Origin of the sequence: Streptomyces sp. ISL-87 (genome assembly GCF_018614095.1) — a bacterium.
Taxonomy (GTDB): domain Bacteria; phylum Actinomycetota; class Actinomycetes; order Streptomycetales; family Streptomycetaceae; genus Streptomyces.
The window spans coordinates 53,664-72,050 of record NZ_JAGGOY010000061.1; the positions used below are offsets into that span (position 1 = coordinate 53,664).

Sequence of the window (18,387 nt, forward strand, 5' to 3'; positions counted from 1 at the left end):
CCCGATTGGCATTTACCGGCAATATGGGGTGAATCGGTCGGCCGGAGCAAGATCTTCAAGAGCCTCCTAGCTCCTGTCGGGGCGGTCGGTCACCCGCAGGGTGTTCAGCAGGGGCTTGCCGAAGCCGCTGTGTGTGACGAAGCGGATGTTGAGCACCCCGTCCGTGACCGTGACCGTGTAGGTCCGGGTCAGGGCCGTGTACGTGCCCGCCTCAAGGGAGATGTCCAGGGACGGGAGCACCTGCGTGCCCTCGGCGAGGACGTCGAAGACGCGCTTGTCCGGCTTGGTGTCGGAGAGCTCCGCGAAGCCCAGCTCCACCGTGTACGTACCGTTCGGGACGTTGTCGAAGCGGTACTCGTACATGCCCTCACGGGCGTTGCGGAACAGCCGCTGCTCGTCCGTGCCGGCCACCGTGCGGCCGGTGGACCGCACCGAGCTGTTCCCCTGGTAACCGTACGAGCCGGCGGTGTACTTCCGGTCCGGGGACCAGGTGTCCCCCGCCAGGTCCGTGCCCGCGTAGTCGGAGCCCGCGTCCAGGGCGACCTGGTAGCGCGGAACGACGATCTTGACCGGCAACGTGAGCACCGGGGCCCGGCCGCTGACTGACTGGATTTTCAGGTCGGCCGTGAGCACTGACCCCGCAGTCAGGCCCGCCGTGTCCACCGCCAGGGTCAGCGGGGCCTTGCCGCCCGTCGGGAGGTCGCCCGACCCCGGCGTGGCCGTCAGCCAGGCCGCGTCCTCGGCCACCGTGAACGCCGTACCGAGACCGGTGTTGGTGAGCTCGACGGTCCGCGTGCGCTTCTGCTCCGCCGGAAGGACGATCTCCACCGACGCCTTGGAGGCGGTGACCCTGCCCGTGCGCAGGGACTGCGTCACCGTCGTGACGTCGGCCGGCTTGACGTCCACCGTCGCCTGCGCGGACTCGTACGACGGCGCCGCGAGGGAGACCGCCCGGGAGCCGGACGGGCTCTGGACGACGTACCCGCCGTCCGCCGCCGTGACGGCCGAGACGGCGGCGTCGCCGGAACCGACCGTGACCGTGGCGCCCGCGACGCCGTTCCCGTCGTTGGCGTCGAGCACCCGGCCCGCGACCACACCGCTCTTGGTGGTCCGGAACGAGACGGACAGGCCGTCCGTGATGACGGGGGTGTTGAAGGAGTACTTGAAGGCGTCGGTTCCGTTCGCGTTCTCCACGCCGACCGTGGCCGTGGAGCCGCCCTTGATACCGGTGCCGCCCGTCCCCTTGTAGTGGTACGCCACGGTGCCGTCCTCGCCGATCGCCGCCGAGAACGAGAACTTGTCGGCCTGCGCCGACCAGTGGGACACCTCGCGCCATTCGATCACGTACTGCCGGTGCGGCGCCGTGCCGGTGATCGCCGTGAAGACGCCCGAGCCGCTGCCTGCCGGGCCGACCACCAGGTCGTCCCAGAACGGGTAGAGGGCACCGTTGGGCGTGGCCGTGCTCGGGAGGTCCCCGTTGATGTCGCCGGTGTTGTTGCCGCCGAAGCTGACCGTGCCGTTGGTCCCGATCCACGCCTGGCCGTACGTCTTTCCGTACAGCGGCAGCGGGAAGGGGAGTTCGACGCGCTCGGTGGTGTTGTCGCCGGTCAGTGCGAGCTGCCGGTCGCCGGCCGCGTACGGGCGGCCGCTCGCGGTGGCGCAGGCGTAGCCGTATCCGTCGGTGCGCTCGGGCAGGTTCACCGCGACCGTGGTGTCCCCGGCGACGGTGACCTTCGCCGTGCCACTAGTGACACAGCGCGAGGAGTGGGTGGCGTTCACGTCGTACGAGCCGTGCGGCAGGGTGACCTCGAAGCGGCCCTGCGCGTCGGTGGTCGCCGTCACCGGGGTGTCCGCGATGGTCACGGACGCTCCGGCGGAGGGGCCGGCGGCCGAGGAGACCGTGCCGGTGAGCTTGCCGGAGGCGGCCTGGGCGAGGGTGAAGTCACCGGTGGCGGTGGAGTTCTCGGTGACGGACGCCGTCGCGGTCTGCTGTCCGTAGCCGAACTTCGACGCGGTCAGCGTGTACTCGCCGACCGACAGGGAACGGAAGCTGTACGTCCCGTCAGCCGCCGTTGTCGTCGTACGGTCGATCGGGCCGTCGGCGGTGATCTTCGCGCCCGCGACCGGCTGGCCGCCGGAGCGGACGGTGCCGCCCAGGGCCCCGGTCGCGCCGCGCGGGGCGGCGGTGACTGCGGCGAGCGCGTCGAGCTTGCCCTCGCCGAAGACGTTGTTGTCGGCGGTGCTCCCGCCGCACTGGTCGCTGCCGGTGTCCTGCGCGGTGCCGTCCAGCAGGGATTCGGTCTGCGCGATGTCGCCTTCGAGGGAAGGCGCGGCGGACCAGAGCAGCGCCACGGTGGCCGCGGTGTGCGGGGAGGCCATAGAGGTGCCGGAGAAGGCCTCGTACCCGCCGCCCGGGACTGAGGAGCGGACGTTCACGCCCGGGGCCGCGATGTCCGGCTTGACGATGCCGCCGGGGCCGGCGCCGCGGGAGGAGAACGGTGCGATGGCGCCGTTGATGTCGAAGGCGCCGGAGCTGTAGGAGCTCGCGTAGTCGCCGGGCGATCCGCTGGTGGCGCAGCTCGGGCCGGAGTTCCCGTTGGAGAAGGCCGGGAAGATGCCGGCGGCGCGCCAGGCATCGACGATCTGCTGGTACCAGTCGTCGTGCGCCGCGCTGCCCCACGAGTTGTTCACGATGTGCGGGGCGAGGTCGGGGCGCGGGTTCTGGCCGTTCAGGTCGGTCGGGGCGACGATCCACTGGCCCGAGGCGAGCAGCGAGGCCTCGGAGCAGGAGCCGGTCTCGCAGCCCTTGGCGGCGATCCACTTCGCACCCGGGGCGACACCGGTCTTGTTGGCGCCGCCGTCGTCACCGACCATCGTGCCCATCGTGTGGGTGCCGTGGTCGTTGTTGTCGCACGGCGCGGCCGTGGGGCAGACGCCGCCGGGGTCGAACCAGTTGTAGTTGTGGTCGTACGAGCCGTCGGCGTTCTTCCCGCGGTACTGGTTGTTCACGGCCGGATGCGTGTAGTCGACTCCGCTGTCGATGTTGGCGACGACGATGCCCTCGCCGCGCACACCGAGCTGGTCCCACACCTGGGGGGCCTTGATCCGGTCGATGTTCCATTCGACGGCGTCGGCCGCGGCCTGCTCCCGCTTGCCCTCGGCGGGCCTGGGGAGGGTGACCTTGTCGTCGGCGTCGATCCGGGAGACCTCGGGGCGCTGCGCGAGCGTCCCGGCGAGCTTCTCGCTGCCGACGACGCGGATCGCGTTGACGATCCAGTACGAGGTGTACTCGGCCTTGGCGCCGTCCAGGGCCTTGACGACCTCGGCCTGACTGCGCGCGGCATGGTCCCTCTTGGCCCGCAGGACCCCTTCCGCTTTGGCGGCGCGGGTCCGCTGGCCGCGGGCGGCGGTGAGGTCGGCGGCACTGTCGAGGTAGACCCAGAAGACGGCCTTGGCGGAGTCGTCGAGCTGGGCGCGGAGCTTGGGTTCGATCTTGCGCTCGGCCGCACCGGGGGTGGGGCCGGGCTCCGGCGCGGCCGCGGCGACGCCCGCGCCGACGGGTAGGAGCAGGATCGAGGCAAGGGCGGCGAGTGCCGCGCGTAAAGGTCGTTTGTCGCGTTGGGCCACGTGTTGTCTCCTCGGACGCCGTGTGCAGGTTGTGCGGAAAAGGCGTGCGTGATGTGCGCGGGTCATGGTGAATGAGTCGTCATGGCCATTACAAGAGGGCCAAATGAGCCGCGCCGGACCCGTGCCGGACCCGCACCGGACCCGCACCGGACCCGCACACGGACTGCGCCGCGCGCCGTCGCGCCGGGCCCTCCGGGTGGCCCTTCCGGGCCGGGCGGGCCAGCCTGGAGACATGACTGCGCACGGCGAGCCCCCGAGTGAGCCGCCGTCGCTCGGAGAGCCGGCGGGCGAGCCGGCCGCGCCCGGTGTTGAGCCTGGTGTCGCGCCCGGCGTTCCGGCCCGTGAGCCGCTCGGTGAACCGGCGGGTGAGCCGCTCGGCGTTCCGGCCGGGGAGCCACCGGGTGAGCCGCCCGCCCCCGATGTGCGGCTCGCGTCCGCCCGGGGACGGTGGATCGTGCTGGCCACCGTGCTCGGGTCGAGCATGGCGTTGCTGGACTCGACGGTCGTCAACGTCGCGCTCCCCCGCATCGGGCTGGATCTCGGCGCCGACCTGGCGGTGCTCCAGTGGACGGTCAACGCCTATCTGCTGACCCTGGCCGGGCTGATCCTGGTCGGCGGGGCGCTCGGGGACCGGTTCGGTCGGCGCCGCGTCTTCGTCCTCGGCGCGGTGTGGTTCGCCGTCGGCTCCCTGCTGTGCGGAATCGCGCCGAATTCCGGCGTACTGGTGGCCGCCCGCGCCCTGCAGGGCGTCGGCGGCGCCCTGCTGACACCAGGTTCGCTCGCCCTGATCCAGGGCTCCATCCACCCGGACGACCGGGCCCGGGCGGTGGGCCTTTGGTCCGGGTTCGGCGGCATGGGCGCGGCGGTGGGACCGTTCCTCGGCGGCTGGCTGGTGGACGGGCCCGGCTGGCGCTGGGTGTTCCTGCTGAACGTGCCGGTGGCCGCGCTGTGTGTGCCGGTGGCGCTGAGACACGTACCGGAATCGAAGGATCCACAGGCGCACGAGCGGTTCGACGTGGCCGGTGCCGTACTGGGCGCGGCGGCCCTGGCGCTGCTCACCTATGCGCTGATCGAGGCCCAGTCCGGATCCCCGGTGGTGATCGCCGCCGCGGTGTGCGGGCTGCTGCTGGCCGCCGTGTTCGTGTACGTCGAGCGGCGGCGGGCCGATCCGATGGTGCCCCCGGAGATCTTCGCCTCCCGGCAGTTCACCGCCGTCAACCTGGTCACGCTGTGCGTTTACGCGGCCTTCGCCGGGTTCTTCTTCCTCGTGGTGCTCCAGCTCCAGGTGGTCGCCGGGTACTCGGCACTGGCCGCCGGGGCCGCGCTGCTGCCCACGACCGCGCTGATGCTGCTGCTGTCGTCCCGGTCGGGGGCACTCGGGGAGCGGATCGGGCCGCGGCTCCCGCTGACGGTGGGGCCCCTGCTGTGCGCGGCCGGGACTCTGCTGATGCTGCGGGTGGGGCCGGATGCCTCGTACGCAGAGGACGTGCTGCCCGCGATGGTGGTGATGGGGATGGGGATGGTGACCCTCGTGGCCCCGCTCACGGCGACGGTGCTGTCCTCGGTGGACCCCGGCCGGGCCGGCCTGGCCAGCGGTATCAACAACGCCGCCGCGCGGGCCGCCGGGCTGCTGGCGGTGGCGGCGCTGCCGCTGCTGGCCGGGATGGGACCGGAGGCGTACCGCTCGCCGTCCCAGTTCGACGCGGCCTTCGAGCGGGCCATGCCCTGGTGCGCGGGGGTCCTGCTGGTAGGCGCAGCCGTGGCCTGGGGGACCGTACGCAAGCCCGTGCCCGACGCGTGCCACCCGCAGTGCCGCACGCACTGCTCGGTGGCGGCCCCGCCACTCGAGCCCCCGCGGGCCGACGGGAGGCTCGAATGAACCGAAGCCGCAGAACCCCGCTGCGCTCGGCGGGCGCGGGAGCCGCGGGACCGGCCCTCGGTGGCCTCGCCGCACAGCCCCAGCTCGACGTGGACCGGCTCGTGGGCGGCGGCGGGGGAATCCACTGCTCGACGATGCGGCAGCCGGCCGCCGCGTAGCGACGTGGGCCCATGTGCTGGAGCGCGACGGCCGATCTGACGGCGGGTACGGTCATCACCGCCGTCGGGGTGGTGTGCGTACTGCGCGTGCGCCGGGCCCGCGACCTGCCCGTCGCCGCGCTGCCCCTGCTGCTGGGGGCGCACCAGCTGGTGGAAGCCGCCGTCTGGAGGTCGGGCGGCGGCTGCGGCCCGGCCACCACGGCCTGGGCGGTGATCGCCCTGCCGGTGCTGCCGGTGTGGGTGCCGCTCGGGGTGCTGCTCGCGGCCGCGCCGGACGCCCGGCGGCGACTGTGGGGGCCGGTGGCCGTGGGGCTCGCCGCGGCCGCGGTGCTCGCGTACTGCCTGGCCATCCGGCCGGCAACCGCCGAGCTCCGGGGCCGCACCATCGGCTACGTCGTCGATGTCCCGTACGTTCCGCTGGTCCTGGCGGGCTATCTGTTCGCCACGCTCGGGGCGCTGCTGCTCGCCGGGGGCCGCCGGCTGCGGCTGCTGGGGGCCGTACTGGCCGCCGGGGCGCTGCTCTGCGCGGCGCTGTGGCGGCTGGAATTCGCCTCGACCTGGTGCGCCTTCGCCGCGGTGGCGTCGGTGCTGGTGCTCGGCTGGGTCCGGCGCGGGACGGATCCGGCTGCTGCCGCTGCCGTCACTGGTTCTTGGCGCCCAGCACGAAGAGCAGGTAGACGAAGAACGCGAAGAGGTGGCCGACGAACAGGTAGGCGATCAGCCGGATGACCAGCCCACGCGGGAACTTGGACTCGATGCGCTTGCGTAGGGTCGGCACGTTCTTCGCTGGATCGGCCTCTGCGGACACGGCCTCCGCGGATCAGATGGTTGCCTGGCTGGCAATCCGGCTTGCCAGCCAGGCAACCCCGCTGGATCCGCTGGATCCGCTACGCCGCACCCCCGGCCAGCACCGTTTCGACCGTGTCCGCCTGCTCCGCGCTTTTGTCCGGCCGGTGCCGCAGCACCCGCGCGAAGCGGAGCGCGACCCCCGCCGGGTAGCGCGGGGAGCGCTGCAGTCCGTCGTAGGCGATCTCCACAACGAGTTCGGGTCGCACCCGCACGGTGAAGCCGTCGTCCTCGATCGCCAGTTCGCGCAGCCGTTCGGTCTGCCAGCGCAGCATCTCGTCGGTGAGCCCCTTGAAGGTCTTGCCGAGCATGGCGTACGTGCCGTCGGCGGCCCGCGCGCCCAGGTGCAGGTTCGAGAGCAGGCCGGTGCGCCGTCCGTGGCCCCATTCGGCGGCGAGCACCACGAGGTCGAGGGTGTGCACCGGTTTCACCTTGAGCCAGTGTTTGCCGCGCCGGCCGGCCGCGTAGGTGGAGGCGAGGGCCTTGACCATCACCCCTTCGTGTCCCCGGCGCAGGGTCTCGGCCCAGAATTCCTCGGCCTGGGCCGTTTGCGTCGCCGGGTCCTCGACCACGAGACGGCGCACCCGGGAGGCGTCGGGGACGAGGGAGGCGAGCACCTCGTAGCGCTCGCGGACCGGCAGGTCGAGCAGGACCCGGCCGTCGGCGGCCAGCGCGTCGAAGAAGTACGGCGCGACGGCGAGCGTCTGCCGGGCGGCCGCCACGTCCAGCCGGGAGCCGACGCGGCTCGCGACCTCCTGGAAGGGCACCGGGCGGCCGTCCACCGTCTTCCCGATGACCTCACCGTCGAGGATGAACCGGTCCCCCGGCAGGGCCCGGGCCAGTTCTGCCACCTCCGGCAGCCGGTGGGTGATCTCGTCGAGGGACCGCGTGTAGACCCGTACGTCGTCCCCCTCGCGGTGCACCTGCACGCGGATGCCGTCGAGCTTCTCCTCCACCGCGCAGGGCCCGAGCGCGGCCAGGGCCGCCGCCACCGACTTGGCGGTGTTGGCCAGCATCGGCTGTACGGGCTGCCCCACACGCAGGGTGACATCGCTCAGTGCCCGCGCCCCCTCGGCGAGCACCGCGGCGGCAACCCGGGGCAGCGAGCCGTCCAGCATCACGGCCCGGCGCAGTTCGGCGGCCGGCACCCCGGCGGCCGCGGCCACCCCTTCCAGGGCCACCGCGTCCAGCGCGCCCTGGCGTACCTCGCCGGAGAGCAGGCTGCGCAGGAACCGCTGCTCGGGCTCGGTGGCCGCGCCCAGCAGGGTGTCCAGGATGCGGTGCCGCTCGGCCTGTGATCCGGCGCCGGTCGCGGCGGCCAGCTCGGTGACCGCCGCGTCGACCGCGCTGACGGTCAGCGTCGGCGTCGGGGCGGGGGCGGTCTCCCGGCTGAGCGCGCGCCAGCCGATGCCGGGGCGGCCCTGCGGGAGGCGCCCGGCGAGGTACGAGATCACCAGGCCGGTTTCGTCGGCGGGCGCGGCGGCGAACAGTTCCGCGAGCAGGGCGGTCTTCCGGGACCGGGCGGAGGTCTCGGCGACCTCCCGGGACACACGCGCGACCTCGGCCAGCAGCATGCGGCCATCCTCCCGCCGGTCGGCACACTCCGCAGGTCGGCACGCTCCACAGGTCGGCACGCTCCGCAGGTCGGCACGCTCCGCAGGTCGGCACGCTCCGCAGGTCGGCGGAGCTCGCGGCGCGGGCCCGCATACCGCCGCTGCGGTATGCGGGCCGGCCGGCGTACTCCCTGAGAAGGTCGCGCAGTTCCGCCTGTGGACGCTCGGGGGCCGGAGCCCCGGCGTTTAGGGTTCCTGTATGAAGCTCCGACAGCTCCGACTACCCCGGCGCCGCCGCAGCCGCCTGCTCGCGGGGGCGGCGGCACTCGCCGTCATCGCTGGGGCCGGCACGCTGACGGCCACCGCCGCGGCCGGCGATGCTCCGGCCGTGCACCGCCAGGACCGCGTGTTCGCCATGCCCGGCGCCGGGATCGACACCTCCTACTTCACCGCGAGCGGGGCATCGGACGGACGGCGGAAACGTCCCGCTGTGCTCCTCGGGCACGGTTTCGGCGGCAGCAAGGACGATCTCCGGGAGCAGGCCGAGCGGTTGGCCCGCGACGGGTACGCCGTCCTGACCTGGTCGGCGCGCGGCTTCGGCCGTTCCGGCGGCCGGATCGGGCTGAACGACCCCGAGCACGAGGTCAAGGACGTCTCCCGGCTCATCGACTGGCTCGCCGAGCAGCCCGAGGTCGAGCTCGACGCGGCCGGCGATCCGCGTGTCGGCGTGTCCGGGGCCTCCTACGGCGGGGCGGTGTCGCTGCTCGCCGCCGGCTACGACCGGCGGGTGGACGCGATCGCTCCGCTCATCACCTACTGGAATCTCGCGGACTCGCTCTTCCCGGACGACGTGTTCAAGAAGCTGTGGAGCGGCATCTTCTTCACCACCGGTGCGGCCGGTGGACTCCAGCCGGCGCAGCGCCCGGCCGGCCCGGTGACCGCGCCGGGATCATCAGGCTGCGGGCGGTTCCAGCCGGAACTGTGCGCCATGTACGAGCGGGTCGCGGTGGCCGGCAAGCCCGACGCCGAGGCCCGGGAGCTGCTGGAGAAGCGCAGCCCGTCCGCGGTCGGGGACAAGATCAAGGTGCCGGCCCTGATCGTGCAGGGCCAGGACGACTCGCTGTTCCCCCTGGACCAGGCCGATGCGCTCGCCAAGGCCGTCGCGGCGAACGGCGCGCCCGTCGCCGTGGACTGGGCGGCCGGCGGGCACGACGGCGGAATGCGCGAGTCCGGCCGGGTCGAGGCCCGGGTGACGGCCTGGTTCGACCGGTACCTCAAGAAGGACGAGGGCGCCGACACCGGCCCGGTGTTCCGGGTCTCCCGCTCCGGCGGCATCGATTCCACCGACGGCGTGGTGCAGCTGCGGGGCGCGACGGGTGACCGGTATCCCGGGCTCCTCGCCGCTCCCCGGGAGTTCGCGCTGGCCGGGCGGGAGCAGACCTTCGCCAACCCGGCCGGCGGCGCCCCTCCCGCGCTGTCCTCGCTGCCCGGCATCGGCGGGCAGCTCGCCGCCCTCGGCGCCGGGCTCTCGCTGGACTTCCCGGGGCAGAACGCCCGGTTCGAGTCGAAGCCCCTGGCCCAGGAGGTACGGATCACCGGGACGCCGACTGTCACCCTGAAGGTGAGGTCGACGGCCGCGGACGGTTCGGCGGTCCTGTTCGGCAAGGTGTACGACGTCGGGCCGGACGGGCAGCAGCAGGTGCTACCGAGTCAGCTGGTCGCCCCGGTACGGGTGGAGAACGCGCAGCAGGGCGCGACGGTGGAGCTGCGGCTCCCCGCGATCGACCACGCCGTCGAGGCCGGACACCGGCTGCGGCTGGTGGTCGCGGCCACCGACCTCGGCTACGCGTCTCCGGCCGCGCCGGCCGTTTACACGGTCGCGGTGGAGAGCCCCCTGGCCGTGCCCGTCGCGGCAGCGGTACGGACGGCGTCCGCCGGGTTGCCCGCCTGGACCTGGGGGCTGCCGCTGGGCGCGCTGGCGCTGGCCGCCGGGCTGCTGGGCATCCGGCGGACCGGCCGGGGCGGCGCGGGAGCACGGGCCGGCGTGGCGCGGCCGGAACCCGCGCTGGCCGACGTACCACTGGAAATCACCGGGCTGACGAAGAAGTACGCGAAGGCACAGGACCGGTACGCGGTGCGCGACCTGTCGTTCCGGGTGGAGAAGGGCCAGGTGCTGGGGCTGCTCGGGCCCAACGGCGCGGGCAAGACCACTACCCTGCGGATGCTGATGGGGCTGATCTCGCCGGACGCCGGGGAGATCCGGGTGTTCGGGCACGCGGTGCGGGCGGGGGCGCCGGTGCTGTCACGGGTCGGGGCGTTCGTGGAGGGCGCGGGATTCCTGCCGCATCTGTCGGGCCGGGCCAATCTGGAGCTCTACTGGCAGGCCACCGGCCGCCCGGCCGGGGACTCCCGGATGGCGGAGGCCCTGGAGATCGCCGGGCTGGGCGACGCGCTGGAGCGGGCGGTGCGCACGTACTCGCAGGGCATGCGACAGCGGCTCGCGATCGCGCAGGCCATGCTCGGGATGCCGGACCTGCTGATCCTCGACGAGCCGACGAACGGTCTGGACCCGCCGCAGATCCGGGAGATGCGGGACGTGATGATCCGGTACGCGGCCGGCGGCCGGACGGTCATCGTCTCCAGCCACCTGCTGTCGGAGGTCGAGCAGTCGTGCACGCACCTGGTGGTCATGGACCGCGGGCGGCTCGTACAGGCGGGCGAGGTCGCGGAGATCACCGGCGGTGGGGACACTCTGCTGGTGACGCTGGCCGGGCCGGTGGACGAGGTGACCGTCGAGAAGGTGGCGGCACTGGAAGGAGTGGGTTCCGTGGTCGCAGCCGATGACGGTCTGCTGGTGCGGCTGGAGGGTGCGACGGCCGAGGGGCTGATCGCCGAACTCGTGCGGCTGGAGGTGCCGGTGTCCGGAGTCGGGCCGCACCGCCGCCTGGAGGACGCGTTCCTCACCCTGATCGGAGGTGCGGCGTGAGTGCCGAGACCGAGGTGGCCGCCGGCTACCGGGCGAGCCGGACGCTGCCGCTGCGGGTGGAGGCGCTTCGGCAGTGGCGCCGCCGGCGGACGCTGGTGATGGGCGGGGTGCTGGCCGCGCTGCCGTTCATCCTGATGATCGCGTTCGCGGTGGGCGGCGGCCCGGGCGGCGGCCCGCGCGGTGGCGACGGCCGGATCACCCTCATCGACACGGCGACGGCCTCGGGCGCGAACTTCGCGGCCACCTGCCTGTTCGTGTCGGCCGGCTTCCTGCTGGTGGTTCCGGTGGCGCTGTTCTGCGGGGACACCGTGGCGTCTGAGGCGAGCTGGTCCTCGCTGCGCTATCTGCTGGCCTCGCCGGTGCCGAGGGCGCGGCTGCTGTGGAGCAAGCTGGTGGTGGCGCTGGGCTTCAGCCTGGCGGCCATGGTGCTGCTGCCGGTGGTGGCGCTCGCGGCGGGCACGGCCGCGTACGGGTGGGGACCGCTGAAGCTGCCGGCGGGCGGTTCGCTGGCCGCCGGGGACACGGTTCCGCGCCTCGCACTGGCCGTCGCGTTCGTCTTCGTGTCGCAGCTGGTCACAGCCGGGCTGGCGTTCTGGCTGTCGACGCGGACGGACGCCCCGCTGGGCGCGGTGGGCGGGGCGGTCGGGCTGACGATCGTGGGAAACGTGCTGGACGCGGTGACCGCGCTCGGGTCGTGGCGGGAGTTCCTGCCCGCGCACTGGCAGTTCGCGTGGGCGGACGCGTTGCAGCCGCAGCTGGAGTGGGGCGGGATGATCAAGGGGGCGGCGGTCTCCGTGTCGTACGCGCTGGTGCTGTTCGCCCTCGCCTTCCGGGGGTTCTCCCGCAAGGACATCGTGTCCTGACCCGCCCCCGGAGCGCCTGGGCCGTGTGGGCCGTTCGTGGCAATGGGGCACGCGCCTGCTTGTGCCTGCCGCCGGGTCAGCCGCGCCCCGCTGAACAATCGCCGTCGTCACCACGTACGAACGCGCCCCAGCGGCACTGAGCGGCGCTGAGGGGCACCGAGGGGCACCGATGGGCACTGAGGGGCGACCGATGGGCAGAACAGGGCTTCCGCCCCGTAGGGCATTGCTGGGCGGCGGCCTCGCGGTCGCCGTGGTCGCGCTCTCGGGGTGCTCGTCGACGAGCACCCCGAAGGCGACGACGGCCGCGCCGGAACCCCGGCCGACCACGCCCCCAGGCGGCCTTCGCCCGGCTGGTGGAGGGCAACAAGCACACGCGTGGGGCGTCACGCCTTCGGTGCCGCGATCGCCTCGATCTCGGCCAGCAGTTCGGGCTCCAGCGGGCGGTCGGCGACGGCCGCGTTGGCACGTACCTGCTCGGCGGAGGTGGCGCCCGCGATGACGGAGGCGCAGCCGGGCTGGGCGGAGAGCCAGCCGATGGCCAGCTCCAGCACGCTGCGGCCGTGCTTGTCGGCGAGCGCGGCCAGCGCCTCCACGGTGTCCAGGCGCTCCTCGGTGAGGTACGCGTCCCGCCCTTCGAGCCGCGAGCCGGCCGGTACGGGCGCGCCCCGGCGGATCTTGCCGGTGAGCAGCCCGTTGGCCAGGGGGAAGTAGGGGAGCACGCCGACGCCGTAGTGCACGGCGGCCGGAACCAGCTCCCATTCCGCCGACCGCTGGAGCAGTGACCATTCGTTCTGCGCCGATACGAACGGTGCCGCGCCCGTTTCGCGGGCTACGTGGGCGGCTTCGGCGAGCTGCCAGCCGCTGAAGTTGGAGTGGCCGATGTAGCGGACCTTGCCCTCGGCGACCAGCTCGGTGAGCGCGGCCAGGGTCTCGGCGATGGGGACACCCGGGTCGGGGCTGTGGAGCTGGTAGAGGTCGATGTGGTCGGTCTCCAGGCGGCGCAGGGACTCCTCGACGGCGCGCCGGATGTAGGCGCGGCCGCCACGGGATCCGGCGGCGGGCCCGTACTCCATGTCCATCCCGGCGAAGCCGAACTTGGTGGCCAGGACCACCTGGTCGCGGCGCCCCTTGAGGGCCTGTCCGAGATGGCTCTCGGAGCCGCCGCGGCCACCGTAGATGTCGGCGGTGTCCAGGAGGGTGATCCCGGCGTCGAGGGCGGCGTCCACGACGGCGCGGGTGGCCTGGGCGTCGAGTCGGCCGCCGAAGTTGTTGCAGCCGAGCCCCACCGCGGAAACCTGCAGACCTGAACTGCCCAGGGGGAGATAGCGCATGCGTTTCGTTCCTCCGCACTCGTCCGGTACGTGATCGGCCAAGTGGTCAGTCTAGGCACAGCGATTGCGCGGGGCAGCGGCCAGCTGCCCATGGCCGGTGACCGGCTGCGCGGCGAGCACCTCCGCCTCGCGCCGGCCTGGATCACCGGATGACGGGTGGGCCGGTTCCGAAGGGGTTTCAAGCGTGACATAGCGTGCTCGCCATGGATCAGGAGCACATACCGGGGGACGGCGAAGGCGCAGGCCGGAGGCGGTTTCTCACGATAGCGACGGGGGCGGCCACGGCCGCCGGGCTCGGGGCCGTGGCCGTGGCCGGCTACGCGAGCGGGGACGCCGGCGGGCCGGACGCGGACGGCGCCAAGCCGGGCGGGAGCCCGGCGCCGGGCGGGTCGCCCAGCCCGGGCGGGCCGCGCGGTTTCGACGTCAAGGCCGAGAACGCCCGGCCCGGGAACGCCGACTGGCCCGTGACCGAGCCGGGTCCGGCCCGCGCCATCGAGGGCTTCGCGGACAAGGTCAGCGTCCTGCCCGGCGAGTCCTTCGGGCTGCACGTGTCCACCACCGCCCCGCGGTTCACCGTTTCCGCGTACCGGATGGGCTGGTACGGCGGGGCCCGGGGCCGGCTGGTGTGGCGTTCCGAGGCGCTGCCCGGGGCCCGGCAGCCGGAGCACACGGTGGACTCCGGGACCAGGATGGTCCGCACCCGGTGGGCCCGTACCGCCACGGTCGAGACCAAGGACTGGCCCGAGGGCTGCTACCTGCTGCGGCTCGACGCGCAGGGCGGCGAGGGCCAGCGGTTCGTACCGCTCACCGTGCGGTCGGCGGCGGCCACCGGTCGTACGGTCGTGGTCAACGCGGTGGCGACCTGGCAGGCGTACAACCGGTGGGGCGGCTACGGCAGCTACGACGGTCCGAGCGGCGGATACGCCTCGCGCTCCCTCGCGGTGACCTTCGACCGGCCGTACGAGTACGACGACGGCGCGGGCCTGTTCCTGGTGTACGAGGCTCCGCTGATCGCGCTCGCCGAGCGGCTCGGCATACCCCTGGCGTACACGACGACCACCGACGTCGCCCGGGAGAAGCGGCTACTGGAGGGGGCGGCGGCGATCGTCTCGCTCGGCCACGACGAGTACTGGTCGCCGGAGCAGCGGGCGCACTTCACGGCGGCCCGGGACGCCGGCACCAACGTCGCGATCCTGGGCGCGAACTGCTGCTACCGCCGGATCCGCCTGGAGGCCTCCGACCTCGGCCCGGACCGTACGGTGGTCTGCTACAAGTCCTCCTACGACCAGGATCCGGGGTTCAAGCGGGGCCACCCGGCGACCGTCGACTTCCGCTCCGCGCCCGCGGCCGACCCGGAGAGCTCGCTGCTCGGCGTGATCTACGACGGCTTCCCGGTGGACGCCCCCTACGTGGTGACCAACCCGGGGCACTGGCTGTTCGAGGGCACCGGAGCCAAGGCCGGCGACCGCTTCGCGCACCTGGTGGGTGTGGAGTACGACAAGGTCAACACCGGTTTCCCGACGCCCCGGCCGATCGAGATACTGGCGCACTCCCCGGTGGTGTGCGAGGGCCGCCCGAGCCACCAGGACACGGCGTACTACACGGTTCCGAGCGGGGCGGGGGTCTTCGCCACGGGGACGATGCGGTGGGTGGAGGCCCTGGACGCGAAGGGGGACGGGCGCAGCGGGAGGAACCACGGCCTGGACGCCCGGTCGGGGGCACTGACCACCCGGGTGACGGAGAACCTGCTGCGGGTGTTCGCGGCCGGCCCGGCGGGCCGTACGCACCCGGCGCAGGACAATGTCAAGGTCGTGTACGGGGGTTCGTAGTCTTCCGATTCCGGTGGACTTCACCCGGATGGGCTGTTTAGGATCATCATGACGGCATCGCGTGTCGGTCACCGGCTGGGTGAGGCATGGAGGTGCCCGTGAGGTGCCTTGCGGAGGCATTCACTCATGTCAGTCCAGCTGAACCACACGATCATCCACTCCCGTGACAACCGGGAGTCCGCCGAATTCCTGGCACACGTCCTCGGTCTCGAGGTCGGGGCCGAATGGGGCCCGTTCGTCCCCGTCGACACCGGCAACGGCGTCACCCTCGACTTCGCGACCGTCCCGGCGGAGTCCATCACCGCGCAGCACTACGCGTTCCTCATCTCCGAGGCGGAGTTCGACGTGGCGTTCGCGAAGATCCAGGCTGCGGGGACCGCGTACTTCGCGGATCCGCACCGCAAGCACCCGGGCGAGATCAACCACAACGACGGCGGCCGCGGCGTCTACTTCCTGGACCCGTCCGGGCACGCGATGGAGATCATCACCCGCCCGTATGGATACCAGGCGGACCCGGCCGAGTAGGCACGTCCCGGCACCACTGACTCCCGGTCCCCGCACGGGGTTTCGGTCGCAGTGGCGGGCGAAACGCCGCCGGGCCGGACCCTGAGGGGGTCCGGCCCGGCGGCGTCACGCGCTTCAACTCATTGCAGGGGTGGCAGGATTCGAACCTACGACATCTGGTTTTGGAGACCAGCGCTCTGACCAGCTGAGCTACACCCCTTCGGCGAGACCAACGATGACACGACTCGGCCCGAAGATCCACTGATTTCGTGGTTCAACTGGGTGGAATTCAGCAGGTGAGACGATCACCAGCCACTGGCGCCACCGCGGCGCGCGGAGGATCGTGGGCAGCGTGACCCCTGGAGCGGGAGGTTCCGCCATGCGATCTCTCCGGATCCGCCTCGAAGCCCGCGCCCGCATCGGCAGCCGCATCGGCATTCGCATCGGCAGCCGCGTCCGCGGCCCCCTCGCGGGCCTCGCGCTCCTCGCGCCGCTCACGCTCGTCGCCCCCGTCGCCCCCGCCCTGGCGGCAGCCACCCCCACCCCGCCCGTCGAGACCGTCTCCCTCGCGGGCAATCAGCCGGGCGAGCGTCTCGACGTCACACTGGTGCAGGTGGTCGACCCCGCGAGCCCCGCGCCCGACGCCTCCGACCGGCTGGTCTCCGTACAACTGCGCCTGGAGAACACCGGGACCGCGATATACAAGGACTCCCCCGCGCCCGCCGCACACCTCCTGGACACCGAGGGGCAGCGGTTCACCGGCCTGAACGCCGCCGTCCCGGCAGGGGCGGCCTTCCCCGACACCGTCACCCTCTACCCCGGCGGCACGGCGCTCGGCTTCGTCACCTTCCGGATCCCCAAGGACGCCGGCCTCGCCGCCGTCCAGTTCGCGCTGAACGGCGGCCTCGCCGACGACGTCGGCCAGTGGAGCCTGCCGTAGCACCGCCGCGTCGCGCCGCCCCCTCACCCTCCGGCACACACTGACTGTGACCTGGCGCTTCTGTTGCGTAAGCACCCGAAAGTTACCTCGACGTATCTAGTGACTTCACAGGCGAGCAGCAGTAGAACTCGTTCTCATTCCCCCATGAGTGAGGTACGTCACATGAGTGATCCTTCCTTGCGCGATACCGGCTCCCAACGGCTTTCACGCCGCGGCTTCATCGCTGGAACAAGTTCCATTCTCGGGGCCGCAGCCCTGGCGAGTCACGCCACCGCGGCCGCCCGGACCGTCGCCGCAGCCGCCGCCGCGAGTGCCCCGATCGAGAACGGCGCCAACGTGCCCGCCCTGGTGATCGGCACCGGATACGGCGGCTCCGTCGCGGCTCTCCGCCTCGCCCAGGCCGGTGTCGACGTGCACATGATCGAGATGGGCATGGCCTGGGACACCCCCGGGGCGGACGGCAAGATCTTCTGCAACACGACCAGCCCGGACCAGCGGTCCTACTGGCTGCGGACCAGGACGAAGCAGCCCCTGAGCAACTTCCTCGGCTTCCCGATCGACAAGGACATCCCCCGCTACACCGGGATCCTGGACGCCGAGGAGATGGGCGGCATCATCGTCTACCAGGGCCGCGGCGTCGGCGGCGGCTCCCTGGTCAACGGCGGTATGGCCGTCACGCCGAAGCGCTCGAACTTCGCCGCCATCCTCCCGTCGGTGGACGCCGAGGAGATGTACGGCACCTACTACCCTCGCGCCAACGCCGGGCTCGGGGTGGGTCTGGTCGACCCCGTCTGGTTCGACACGGTCGACTGCTACCAGTTCGCCCGGGTCGGCCGAAAGCACGCGCAGCGTTCCGGGTTCCCCTTCGTCTTCGTGCCCGATGTGTACGACTGGGACTACATGGAGCAGGAAGCGGCCGGCACCGTCCCCAAGTCCGCGGTGGCCGGTGAAATCCTCTACGGCAACAACTACGGCAAGAAGTCGCTGCAGAAGACCTACATCGCCCAGGCCAGGGCCACCGGCAGGGTCACCATCTCCCCTCTGCACAAAGTCACTTCGGTCACGCCCGCGGCCGGCGGCGGCTACACCGTCGTCATCGAACAGATCAACACCACCGGTGACGTCACGGGCACCAAGACCGTGACCGCCGGCAAGGTGTTCTTCGCCGCGGGCAGCGTCGGCACCAGCAAGCTGCTCGTCAGGCTGAAGGCCACCGGCGCGCTGGCGAACCTCAACAGCGAGATCGGCAAGGGCTGGGGCGACAACGGCAACGTCATGTGCGGCCGCGCCAACCACATGTGGGACCCGACCGGCAAGGTCCAGGCGTCCATTCCGTGCGGCGGCATCGACAACTGGGACGCGGGCGGCGCGTTCGCCGAGGTGGCGCCGCTGCCGACCGGGATCGAGACGTACGCCTCGTTCTACCTGTCGATCACGAAGAACCCGAACCGCGCCGAGTTCACCTACAACGCGGCGTCGGGGGCGGTCCAGCTGAACTGGCAGACGGCCTGGAAGCAGCCGTCCATCGACATGGCCAAGACCATCTTCGACAAGATCAACGCGAAGGAGGGGACGATCTACCGGACCGACCTATTCGGCACCAACAAGATCTGGGGCGACCACCTCACGTACCACCCGCTCGGCGGCGCGGTCCTGGGCAAGGCCACCGACAACTACGGGCGCCTGCACGGCTACACCGGCCTGTACGTGATCGACGGCGCGCTGATCCCCGGCAACACCAGCGTGAACCCGTTCGTCACCATCACGGCGCTCGCCGAGCGGAACATCGAGAAGATCATCGCCACCGACCTGTAGACATCCAGGCCGAAGCCGGGGCCGCCCGGGCTGATAGAGCCGAGCAGGCCCCGGAC

At 72.4% G+C, this 18,387-nt stretch carries 12 protein-coding genes, 1 tRNA gene and 1 pseudogene; 9 read left to right on the forward strand and 5 right to left on the reverse strand.

Annotated features, from left to right (window positions below):
• Positions 1-66: 66 nt before the first annotated feature.
• Positions 67-3,627 carry a S8 family serine peptidase gene (locus J7I97_RS22165; RefSeq protein WP_308369268.1) on the reverse strand — a complete coding sequence of 1,187 codons (3,561 nt, stop codon included), beginning with the start codon at positions 3,625-3,627 and terminating at the stop codon, positions 67-69.
• Between the two features lie 232 nt (positions 3,628-3,859).
• Here J7I97_RS22165 and J7I97_RS22170 point away from each other — a divergent pair, with 232 nt between their 5' ends.
• From J7I97_RS22170 to J7I97_RS22180, 3 genes are read left to right on the forward strand one after another with little or no spacing between them, the layout of a single operon-like run.
• Positions 3,860-5,506, forward strand: coding sequence for an MFS transporter (locus J7I97_RS22170; protein ID WP_251059055.1), 1,647 nt, complete (start codon positions 3,860-3,862; stop codon positions 5,504-5,506).
• On the forward strand, positions 5,503-5,664 hold the full coding sequence (locus J7I97_RS22175; protein ID WP_214937585.1) for an agmatine deiminase family protein: 162 nt from the start codon (positions 5,503-5,505) through the stop codon (positions 5,662-5,664). Before J7I97_RS22170 ends, J7I97_RS22175 begins: the two co-directional genes overlap by 4 nt.
• A gap of 12 nt (positions 5,665-5,676) precedes the next feature.
• Positions 5,677-6,393, forward strand: a complete 717-nt coding sequence (locus J7I97_RS22180; RefSeq protein WP_214937587.1) for a DUF6629 family protein — start codon at positions 5,677-5,679, stop codon at positions 6,391-6,393.
• Here the strand turns inward: J7I97_RS22180 and J7I97_RS40380 are convergent.
• A pseudogene (locus tag J7I97_RS40380) lies at positions 6,365-6,472 on the reverse strand (DUF6126 family protein); the annotation flags it as partial. The gene J7I97_RS22180 and the pseudogene J7I97_RS40380 sit on opposite strands and share 29 nt — an antisense overlap.
• 79 nt (positions 6,473-6,551) lie before the next feature.
• Positions 6,552-8,084, reverse strand: coding sequence for an ATP-dependent DNA ligase (locus tag J7I97_RS22185; protein ID WP_214937589.1), 1,533 nt, complete (start codon positions 8,082-8,084; stop codon positions 6,552-6,554).
• 238 nt (positions 8,085-8,322) lie between these two features.
• Here J7I97_RS22185 and J7I97_RS22190 point away from each other — a divergent pair, with 238 nt between their 5' ends.
• Positions 8,323-11,049: an alpha/beta fold hydrolase gene (locus tag J7I97_RS22190; protein WP_214937591.1), complete on the forward strand. Its 2,727-nt coding sequence runs from the start codon at positions 8,323-8,325 to the stop codon at positions 11,047-11,049.
• Positions 11,046-11,912, forward strand: a complete 867-nt coding sequence (locus tag J7I97_RS22195; RefSeq protein WP_214937593.1) for an ABC transporter permease — start codon at positions 11,046-11,048, stop codon at positions 11,910-11,912. Before J7I97_RS22190 ends, J7I97_RS22195 begins: the two co-directional genes overlap by 4 nt.
• 383 nt (positions 11,913-12,295) lie before the next feature.
• Here the strand turns inward: J7I97_RS22195 and J7I97_RS22200 are convergent, their stop codons facing one another.
• Entirely contained in the window at positions 12,296-13,243 is a 948-nt protein-coding gene (locus tag J7I97_RS22200; RefSeq protein WP_214937595.1) for an aldo/keto reductase, read from the reverse strand.
• Between the two features lie 203 nt (positions 13,244-13,446).
• Here J7I97_RS22200 and J7I97_RS22205 point away from each other — a divergent pair, with 203 nt between their 5' ends.
• Positions 13,447-15,072, forward strand: coding sequence for a N,N-dimethylformamidase beta subunit family domain-containing protein (locus tag J7I97_RS22205; protein WP_251059056.1), 1,626 nt, complete (start codon positions 13,447-13,449; stop codon positions 15,070-15,072).
• Between the two features lie 126 nt (positions 15,073-15,198).
• Positions 15,199-15,597 (forward strand): VOC family protein, encoded by a 399-nt coding sequence (locus J7I97_RS22210; protein WP_214937597.1) that lies wholly within the window; start codon positions 15,199-15,201, stop codon positions 15,595-15,597.
• 125 nt (positions 15,598-15,722) lie between these two features.
• Here the strand turns inward: J7I97_RS22210 and J7I97_RS22215 are convergent.
• Positions 15,723-15,796, reverse strand: a tRNA-Trp gene (locus tag J7I97_RS22215).
• Positions 15,797-15,955: 159 nt separating this feature from the next.
• Between J7I97_RS22215 and J7I97_RS22220 the strand changes: the two genes are divergently transcribed.
• The gene (locus J7I97_RS22220; RefSeq protein WP_251059057.1) at positions 15,956-16,516 is read left to right on the forward strand and encodes a DUF4352 domain-containing protein; all 561 of its coding nucleotides are present in this window, start codon (positions 15,956-15,958) and stop codon (positions 16,514-16,516) included.
• Between the two features lie 162 nt (positions 16,517-16,678).
• Positions 16,679-18,331 carry a GMC oxidoreductase gene (locus J7I97_RS22225; protein WP_214937599.1) on the forward strand — a complete coding sequence of 551 codons (1,653 nt, stop codon included), beginning with the start codon at positions 16,679-16,681 and terminating at the stop codon, positions 18,329-18,331.
• Positions 18,332-18,387: the final 56 nt, after the last annotated feature.